The sequence below is a fragment of the Comamonas kerstersii genome (genome assembly GCF_008801935.1).
In the GTDB taxonomy this organism is placed as follows: Bacteria; Pseudomonadota; Gammaproteobacteria; order Burkholderiales; family Burkholderiaceae_C; genus Comamonas; species Comamonas kerstersii.
The window spans coordinates 1-8687 of sequence record NZ_VZOT01000026.1; the positions used below are offsets into that span (position 1 = coordinate 1).

8 protein-coding genes and 1 pseudogene are annotated in these 8687 nt (G+C 49.2%); 8 read left to right on the forward strand and 1 reads right to left on the reverse strand.

Annotated elements, in window-relative coordinates; all coding sequences use genetic code 11:
* From F7P80_RS16495 to F7P80_RS16530, 8 genes and pseudogenes are all read left to right on the forward strand, one after another.
* A pseudogene (locus tag F7P80_RS16495) lies at window positions 1-127 on the forward strand (IS630 family transposase); the annotation flags it as partial.
* A 113-nt stretch (window positions 128-240) separates the two neighbouring features.
* Entirely contained in the window at window positions 241-738 is a 498-nt protein-coding gene (locus F7P80_RS16500) for a vWA domain-containing protein (protein ID WP_211372058.1), read from the forward strand.
* Window positions 739-762: 24 nt separating this feature from the next.
* Window positions 763-2022, forward strand: a complete 1260-nt coding sequence (locus F7P80_RS16505; RefSeq protein ID WP_151046175.1) for an MFS transporter — start codon at window positions 763-765, stop codon at window positions 2020-2022.
* A 183-nt stretch (window positions 2023-2205) separates the two neighbouring features.
* On the forward strand, window positions 2206-3306 hold the full coding sequence (locus F7P80_RS16510; protein ID WP_151046177.1) for an ABC transporter substrate-binding protein: 1101 nt from the start codon (window positions 2206-2208) through the stop codon (window positions 3304-3306).
* Window positions 3307-3375: 69 nt separating this feature from the next.
* Entirely contained in the window at window positions 3376-4428 is a 1053-nt protein-coding gene (locus F7P80_RS16515) for a FecCD family ABC transporter permease (RefSeq protein ID WP_151046179.1), read from the forward strand.
* Entirely contained in the window at window positions 4421-5224 is an 804-nt protein-coding gene (locus F7P80_RS16520) for an ABC transporter ATP-binding protein (RefSeq protein ID WP_151046181.1), read from the forward strand. Before F7P80_RS16515 ends, F7P80_RS16520 begins: the two co-directional genes overlap by 8 nt.
* Before the next feature lie 99 nt (window positions 5225-5323).
* Complete coding sequence (locus tag F7P80_RS16525; RefSeq protein ID WP_249041511.1) at window positions 5324-5743, forward strand: plastocyanin/azurin family copper-binding protein; 420 nt, start codon at window positions 5324-5326, stop codon at window positions 5741-5743.
* Window positions 5744-7078, forward strand: coding sequence for an OprD family outer membrane porin (locus F7P80_RS16530; protein WP_151046183.1), 1335 nt, complete (start codon window positions 5744-5746; stop codon window positions 7076-7078). It begins immediately after the preceding gene.
* A 29-nt stretch (window positions 7079-7107) separates the two neighbouring features.
* Here F7P80_RS16530 and F7P80_RS16535 read toward each other — a convergent pair.
* Window positions 7108-8258 (reverse strand): IS3 family transposase gene (locus F7P80_RS16535; protein WP_151046185.1). Its coding sequence is split into 2 segments (ribosomal slippage): window positions 7108-8009 and window positions 8009-8258, totalling 1152 coding nucleotides; the frame shifts between segments, so codons are not numbered across the junction.
* Window positions 8259-8687 lie beyond the last annotated feature (429 nt).

Sequence of the window (8687 nt, forward strand, 5' to 3'; positions counted from 1 at the left end):
GCGCATCGATCACTTCGTTACGGCGCACAACGTCAACTGCCAGCCCTTCAAATGGACTGCCACCGCAGATTCGATCCTCGAAAAGCTCCATCGACTTTGCTCACGTATTAGCGGGACAGGACACTAGTAGGGGCGCAAAGCAGCAGCGTCAATTGGGCTGCCACGCTGCTGAATAAAGGAACCGCACGACTTCATCGCCAACATTTCCGTTACCGCCCTGAACCAATAGGGAGCCGGATCTTGCATTGCGTATTGCTGGATCTTTCTGCATCCATGTTGCGTGGCCGAAAATTAGAGTTGGCCAAAGGAGCCTTGCTTGCACTCAGCGAGCAGTTTTATCACCGTCGTGAAAAAATGGCGGTGATTGGTTTTAGCGGCACTCAAGCGCGTGTAATTCAGCCCGCAGGACGGGTGCCGACTTTCAACCTCAATTGGATTGCTCCGTTGCAAGGCGCGGGCGCTACCCCTATCTCCCATGCGGTGGACCTACTTGAGGAGATGCTGGGGCAGCATAAATGCCGTAGTGCAAAGGCGGTTACCACGGTGTGGTTGATGAGCGATGGGAGGTTTGATCCTCTTCCTGCAAGGCCAGAGATGGCAGACTGCTGTCACGTACTGGATTTCGAGATGGAGGACGTACGCTTGGGACGTGCGCAGCGACTCGCACAAACCTGGAATGCAAGCTACACACCGGTGCTACAGTTTTCTCCTGAAGTAGCACCTGTTAGAAATGCTTAGCTAATGGCCGAGTCTTGAGTATTTATGAGTGAGTCAATTTCACTTCCGTCTCGCAGCGTTATTTTGAGCACACAGCTAGTGTTCAATATCGGATTTTATGCTGTGGTTCCGTTTATCGCCATTCACATGCGCGATGAATTGCTGATGGGTAGCACCTTGATTGGCATCGTGCTTGGAGTGCGAACATTTTCACAGCAGGGTCTTTTTTTTCTCGGAGGTCTTTTAGCCCACAGATGGGGGTATCGACGCTTGATGCTTGCGGGCTGTGCGATCCGTGTCCTTGGCTACTTAGGTCTAGCAACAGCTCAAACGCCTTCTGAACTTATTGTCAGTGCGGCATTGACCGGATTGGGGGGCGCTATGTTTTCACCTTGCATGGAAGCACTCACCGCAGAGATTGAGCATCAGACCCAGCAATTAAGCAAAATAAAAACTGGGGTAAAGCACCAGTCAAGGCCGAACTTGTTTGCACTATTCGTGGTTTTTGGAGAGCTTGGGGCTGTCGCTGGCCCGGTGCTTGGCGGGATATTGATGCCCTTGGGCTTTTCCTGGGTCGCAGCTTCATGTGCTGGCATTTTCATGCTGACTGGAATTGTGTTGTTCGCTACTGTTCCTACTCAGTTAGAGCGAGCACCTAAAAAAGTTGGTGATTGGAGCGCAGTATTCAAGCAGCGAGACTTTTTGTTGTTTGCGCTGGCATACAGTAGTTATCTCTTTAGTTACAACCAACTTTATATGGCGGTGCCAGCTGAGATTGCACGTATAGATGCGCCGGTGATCACTCTCTCTTGGCTGTTTGTCTTAGCTTCGTTTTTAGTGATTTCTCTTCAATTTCCGATCTCATCTTTGTGTCGTCGCATATCAGCGCGCAAAGCACTATCTATAGGTTTTGGATGCATGACAGTGGCCTTTGCAGCGTTGCTGAGCAGTACGCTGCCGTTCGTACCAGATGCATTCGAAAATTCATACTTCAGTGCTGCGCCAATTACCTTGTTTGTCATTTTTTTAAGCGTTGGACAAATGTTCTCTGCACCAGTAGCGATGTCACTGGTTCCACAATTCGCCCAAGGTGGGGCGTTGCCAATTTATTACGGTTTTCTAGCTTCAGCTGGAGGCTTTATGGTTTTGCTGGGCAATATGTTGATCGGAGGAGTTCATGACATGCTTGCTGCGAGATCTGGCTTGGCTGATCTCACGAGCTATGCATGGATCGTTGCGATGCTGCTACCAGGATGCACCACAGTGGTGATGCAAAAGCTGCGTTTACCCAGAGCATCGTTGTAGTTGGTTCCAAAAAGATATACACGTTTTTTTGGATCAGTGCAAACCCTATAGTTAGTGATTGCTAATGAGAACTATTTTCAATTGAGTGTCTAGAATCTGATGCACCGACTTGGGGCTTGGGATCGGATTTTGGTAAACCTTCGTCCCTCATGCGGGTCCTTCTGTGTCTACCAATTTGAAAAAATGCTACTCAAAAATACCCTTGCTTGTTTTGTCTTGGCTGCATGTACTTTTGACGCTCATGCAGAGATTAAAACGCTTACAGATATCACAGGTCAGCAAGTCAAGCTGGACCTGCCAGCCAAGCGTGTAGCGTTGGGGTTTTACTTTGAGGATTACTTAGCAGTAGCTGGTGAAAAAGGTTGGGCCAATGTAGTCGGTATTTCCAAAGATGCGTGGAAAGGCTGGCGCCCAGCAAGTTGGAAGCTTTACACTGATTACATACCTTCAATTGATAAGCTGCCCGATATGGGCGAAGTTGAAGTCATGACCTTCTCCGTAGAAAAGGTCATCGAGCTCAAGCCAGATGTGTTGGTTCTTGCTGAATGGCAAGTGCAGGGCCTAGGCAGTGACATTGATCAGATCAAGAGTGTAGGCATCCCGATTGTGGTTGTCGATTACAACGCTCAGAAATTGGAAAACCACCTTAAAAGTACCGCTCTACTTGGTGAGATTGCAGGTCAACCCTCACGAGCTGCTGCAATCAACAAGGATTACAAAGACGCAATTGATGACATCAATGCTCGTTTAGCCAAAGCAAAACTTCCGAAGCCTAAAGCCTATGCAGAGTTTGGCAACAAAGGTCCAGGTGAAGTTGGTATTAGCTACGGCAAGAACATGTGGGGTGGCATGATCGAGCAGGCCGGTGGTATCAACATCACCAAGCCATTTGTTGAATGGTGGGGACCCATCAATCCAGAGCAGGTACTTGCATCACAGCCTGAAGTGATCTTGATCACAGGCACGGAAACAGCAAAAAGCCCCACTGCGATGCGCATCGGACAAGGCGTTGATCGCAAAGAAACTACTGAGCGTCTGTCGGGGTACACGAAGCGTTCGGGCTGGGACACACTGCCAGCAATCAAGGGCCAGCGCCTGCATGCGCTATATCAAGGTGCATCCCGAACCCAAGCGGATTACACCATGGTTCAGTACATTGCTAAGGCTCTTTATCCCGCTGTTTTTGCAGACCTGACTCCTGAGAAAAATTACATCGACTTCTACAAGAAGTATCTGCCAGTAGTGCCTCAAGGCACATTCGCTACCGATTTAAACGGCAAGTAATCTTCGGTTTTGCACAGCTCGCCGCACCTACGGACATCGCAAAGGTGTGGCGGCTTCTTGAGTCAATTCATGCAAATTTCTGCGCAATTGGAGTCAGCAAGGCTGGCTCATCGTCGTCGAGAGCGTCGTCGTGGTGGGTTTTTATTGCTTTTCATTACCTTGTGTCTCTGCATGATGGTGATAGATATTGCGACAGGACCATCGATGATCGGCTTGGGGGATGTAGTACAAACATTGCTCAACCTTGATGATGCTGACAGTGCAACACGCGCCATCGTTATGAATATGCGGTTACCGATTGCCGCCATGGCTTTGGTTGTTGGCGCTTCTTTAGCACTTGGCGGTGCTGAGATGCAGACACTACTGAATAATCCAATGGCTAGCCCTTACACCTTGGGTTTAGCGGCCGCATCAGGATTCGGCGCAGCACTTACCTTGTACTTTGATGGCTTTGGTTTGCCAACCCTGATGGCTGTGCCTTTAGGTGGCTTTGTTTTTTGTATGCTGGCGGCTGGACTATTATTTTTGCTGGCCTCTATGCGAGGAATTAGCACCTACGTGTTAGTTTTAGCTGGCATTTCTTTGCTATTTTTATTTCAGGCGCTGCTTAGCTTGCTCCAATACATCGCCTCTCCTGAACTGAGTCAGCAAATCACCTTCTGGTTATTTGGTAGCTTGCTTAAAAGTCACTGGTACAGCGTGACTGCGGTTGCAGTAGTACTTGCTGTGTGCGCTTTCTTTCTGATGCGTGATTCTTGGAAGTTGACAGCACTTCGCATGGGTGAAGAACGAGCCGCCAGTCTCGGAGTGAACGTTCGTTGGTTGCGTTTAAAAACTTTGGCTTTGGTGTCATTGCTAACAGCGACCGCGATTGGTTTTGTTGGCGTAATCGGATTTATTGGATTGGTTTCCCCACACATTGCTCGCATGCTTGTTGGAGAGGATCAACGCTACTACATACCCTTGTCTATGTTGTGCGGTGCATGTCTGCTGTCGGCGTCTTCAGTGATTTCAAAAAACATTTTGCCAGGTGCCATTTTCCCCATTGGAATTGTGACCGCGTTGATTGGTGTGCCATTCTTTTTTATACTGATTTTGCGAGGCCTACGAAAACATGCTTGATATTGTCAATGCTACATTTTTACGTGGCACGACCCCTATTTTGAGCAACGTTTCTCTGCAACTGCACCCAGGTCGATTACACGCAATCATTGGACCCAATGGGGCAGGAAAAAGCACTCTGCTTAAGTTAATTTCAGGGCAGTTGTCTCTTGCGGCTGGCGAAATAGCACACAACAACTTAAAACAAGATCGCCGTCGTTTTAGCGAGTGGCAAGCCGGCATGGCCTATATGCCACAAGACACCAGTCTTGAAGTTGATTTGAGTGCTATTGAAGTTGTCCTTCTGGGACGTCTTTCCAATCTCGGAATGCATATTGGTGATGATTTACTGCAACAAGCACTGGTCGCGTTGGAGACTGTGGGATTGCTTCATTTATCGAATCAATCCGTTGCCAACCTGAGCGGTGGGCAGCGTCAGATGGTTTTGTTCGCTCAGTTGCTAATGCGGCAAAGCTTGTTAATGCTGTTGGATGAGCCCGTTAGTGCTTTGGATTTGAAGCACCAAGTGCGCTTGTTAGATATCTTGCTTGAACAAACTCATCAACGCCATTGCACCACGGTTGCAGTATTGCATGACCTAAATCTAGTTGCCCAGTATGCCGATGAAGTCGTTGTGATTGCTGACCAGGGAGTCGTTGCGCAAGGCGCTCCACAAGAAGTTATGAGCGCGGATTTTCTGGAGCGTATTTACGGTATTCGTACCGATGTGGTTACTGGTGCAGATGGTCTGCCTCGTGTAACACCACTTCGCGGAGCATTCAAAAAATGCGTACCGCAAGTGAGTCAGGTGGCCTAACTACCTTCAGGCTACTGATTTCTTTCTCTCAACTCTGATTTTAAAACTATGAGAATTCGTAATTGGATGATCACGCTTGCATGCGTAGCTGGATATTCCATGACAGTATCAGCTTGGGCCGCTGAGCATGTGGTTGAAATGCTTGATCAGGATGACGGTGCCTCAATGGTTTTCAAGCCCATGTATCTTAAGGTGGAACAAGGTGACAAAATTACCTTCAAACCCACGCACAAAAGTCATTACGTCAAGCTGATGACTGCACCTGAAGGCGTAGCTAAATTCACAAGTAAAGAAGATGAGTCTTACACCGTTACCGTCGATAAGCCAGGCATGTACTTCTATGTTTGTCCACCACACATGATGATGGCGATGATTGGAGCTATTCAGGTTGGACAAGGTGAAGAAGTCAGGGCTCAGGTTCCAGCTGCAGTTAAAACCGTAAACAATTTGCGTGGCCGCATGATGAGTAATGCGGATCGTGCAGATGTTCTTGTGCAAAAAATGCAGGAGGTGCAGTAAATGCGCTCGACCAAATCCTACATATACAGTTTATGTGTTATTGCACCTTTAGTAGTTTGTGTAACTGCACATGCAGGTGCACAAGACGATGCCAAAGGCTTTGTCGAGGGTTCTAGCTTGAGTTTGCTCAATCGACTTGTTTATGAGCAATTGGATTACCAGCGCGGAAATACCACTAAAACTGTAGCTGGTGGTGCTCGATCTGATCAAGCCAAAGAAGGTGCTTATGGACTGATGCTCAACTACAGTTCAGGCTACACACGCGGTGTAGTTGGCTTTGGGTTTGATGCACATGCTTTTGGTGGAGTTAATCTTGGTTCTGATGCAGACTCTGTGCGAAGTAATCCACGTTACATTGCCAAAGAAAACAAAGATCTGAAAGACAGCTTTGGACGTGCTGGAGCTGCACTTAAGCTCCGTATTTCTTCGACGGAGCTCAAGCTTGGAGAGATGCGGACTAAGAATCCAATTTTTCACTCTTCTGATACCCGCCTGCTGCCAGAAACAAATCGTGGTTGGCAAATTACCAGCACCGATATTCCTTCATTGTCTTTGCAAGCGGGTCGCTTTACTAAGTGGACGGACCGTAACGCACGCAAAAATGGAAATGAGCTTCTCGCGAACTACTCTGGAGTAAACGCCGATTCTTTCTCCTTTGCTGGCGGTAGCTGGATTACTCCGATCAAAGGCTTGAGCATCTCAAGCTACTTAGGGCAATATGAGGATGCGTGGAATACGTGGTATTTGGGCAGTTTCTATAAACATGCACTTGCTGACAAGCAATCCATCTCGCTGAGCCTGAATCTTTACCGTAATACGGATACTGGAAAGGCACTGGCTGGAAAGGTAGACAACACGACTTGGAGCTTAATGGCGAGCTACGCCTTTGGTCCACACAAGTTGGGCCTAGGATATCAAAAGGTTGATGGAGATACGCCGTTTGATTATGTTAACCGTGGCTCTATCTGGCTGGAAAATGCAATGCAGCTATCGGACTTTAATGCACCGAATGAAGCCTCATGGCAGCTGAAGTACGACATCGATCTTGGGCAGCTTGTCATTCCTGGGCTCAGTGCTGGTGTTGCCTATACACGTGGCAGCGGTATCGATTACAAGCGTGCAGGAAATATCTATAACGGTTTCTTGGGAACAGGCAGTGCAGGCGGTAAGCACTGGGAGCGCGATGTGCTTGTTCGATACACCGTCCAAGATGGCCAGGCTAAGGGACTAGCACTGGAGCTTCGATGGGGAATGCACCGTGCCAATCAGGCTCAAGGTGAGCTAAATGTCAACCAAGTACGTTTGCTTGCAGAGATGCCAATGAAGATTTTTTGAAGCAAATAATCTGAATCGACCAGCTTTTCCTAGATAGCTGCCAGCCTCACAGAATGGCGTCTCTCGAACTCTACGGGAGACATGCCATCCGCAGACGAATGTCTGCGGATGGGGTTGTAAAACATCTCAATGTAGCTAAAGACATCGCTATCCGCTTCTTGCCTAGTGGCATAGACATGCTTGCGGATGCGCTCACGCTTGAGCAACTGGAAGAAGCTTTCTGCCACAGCGTTGTCATGGCAATTGCCACGCCGGCTCATGCTGGGCTTTAAGTTATGACTGGCCAAGAACCGCCGCCATTCATGGCTTGTAAATTGGCAGCCTTGGTCTGAATGAACGATGACTGTCTCTCGTGGTCTTCTGCGCCAGATGGCCATGTGTAAGGCATCCAAAGGCAACTGGGTGTCAATGCGGCTACCGGTTGACCAGCCAATGACTTGGCGAGAGAACAGGTCAATCACAGTTGCCAGATACAGCCAGCCCTCATGCGTGCTGATATAGGTAATGTCAGTTACCCAAGCTTTATTGGGCGCATCGACGGTGAACTGCTGCGACAGCAGGTTTGGCGCTACAACGGCAGGCGCTCCACCTTTGATGCGAGGGCGCTTGCTGTAACCCAGCTGTGCTTTGATGCCTTCGCAGCGCAGCAGCCTTGCCACGCGGTGTCTGCTGCATGACTCGCCCATGTCTCGCATGTCCAGCGTCAGTTTGCGATAGCCATACACCCCACCGCTTTCTATCCAAGCGTGCTTGAGCAGGCCCAGCAGGCGCTGGTCATCGATAGCTCTTTGGCTTTGTGGCTGCGCTTTCCAAGCGTAGTAGCCGCTGGGGTGCAAACGAAGCACTCGGCACATACGCGTGATGCTGTAAATCGACTGATGCTTGGCAATAAAGGCGTACCTCAGTCGCACTGACGCGCGAAGTACGCCGCCGCTTTTTTTAAGATGTCACGCTCCTCTGTGACCCGCTTGAGTTCCGCCTTCAAACGGCGCATCTCTTCGCTTTGGCCGGCTTGCTCAAGCCGTTGCGCTGCAGGAATTTGCTGCAACTTCATCCACTTATACAGGCTATGCGTGCTCACGCCTAAACGGCGTGAGACATCGGCCACGCTGTGGCCGTGTTCCAGGATTTGCTTGACGGCTTCAATCCTGAATTCTTCTGGGTAACGTTGTGCGCTCATAAGGACTCCTATTTGAACGGAAATAGGAGGCTTTGAACTATCTACAAAACTCTGGTCGATTCAAGCAGCCTAAACCCGCCTTCTGCACCCACACAATCCGAGCAGTCGCCGAACCAACGCTGAGACGACTTTCGCTGCACTCTCATGCAAAATACCTGCTGCACTTTTTACAGGCAGACATGAGCTAAGGAACCTCTGCATAACTCGATTTCAAGCGTGATAGTGCTTGAACGAGTGTGATGTTCCCTTGCCCCTGGCACTCAAGATGCCCGCGTTTCGCGGGCATCTTGCTTTTTATGCACCCACACCAGGCTTGGATTGGCTGTTTTTCAGCAAACGGCCACGGGCCATCCACAAGTTCGCCAAGGCAAACAGGGTATGCAATTGCTGCGTGTTCTTTCTCAAGCCTCGGTAGCGAACTTTGACGTG

Excerpts from the sequence above, each read along its gene's own strand:
- F7P80_RS16520 (WP_151046181.1), top strand. The coding sequence starts at position 4,421 with ATGCTTGATATTGTCAATGCTACATTTTTACGTGGCACGACCCCTATT.
- F7P80_RS16530 (WP_151046183.1), top strand. The coding sequence starts at position 5,744 with ATGCGCTCGACCAAATCCTACATATACAGTTTATGTGTTATTGCACCT.
- F7P80_RS16525 (WP_249041511.1), top strand. The coding sequence starts at position 5,324 with ATGACAGTATCAGCTTGGGCCGCTGAGCATGTGGTTGAAATGCTTGAT.
- F7P80_RS16505 (WP_151046175.1), top strand. The coding sequence starts at position 763 with ATGAGTGAGTCAATTTCACTTCCGTCTCGCAGCGTTATTTTGAGCACA.
- F7P80_RS16515 (WP_151046179.1), top strand. The coding sequence starts at position 3,376 with ATGCAAATTTCTGCGCAATTGGAGTCAGCAAGGCTGGCTCATCGTCGT.
- F7P80_RS16510 (WP_151046177.1), top strand. The coding sequence starts at position 2,206 with ATGCTACTCAAAAATACCCTTGCTTGTTTTGTCTTGGCTGCATGTACT.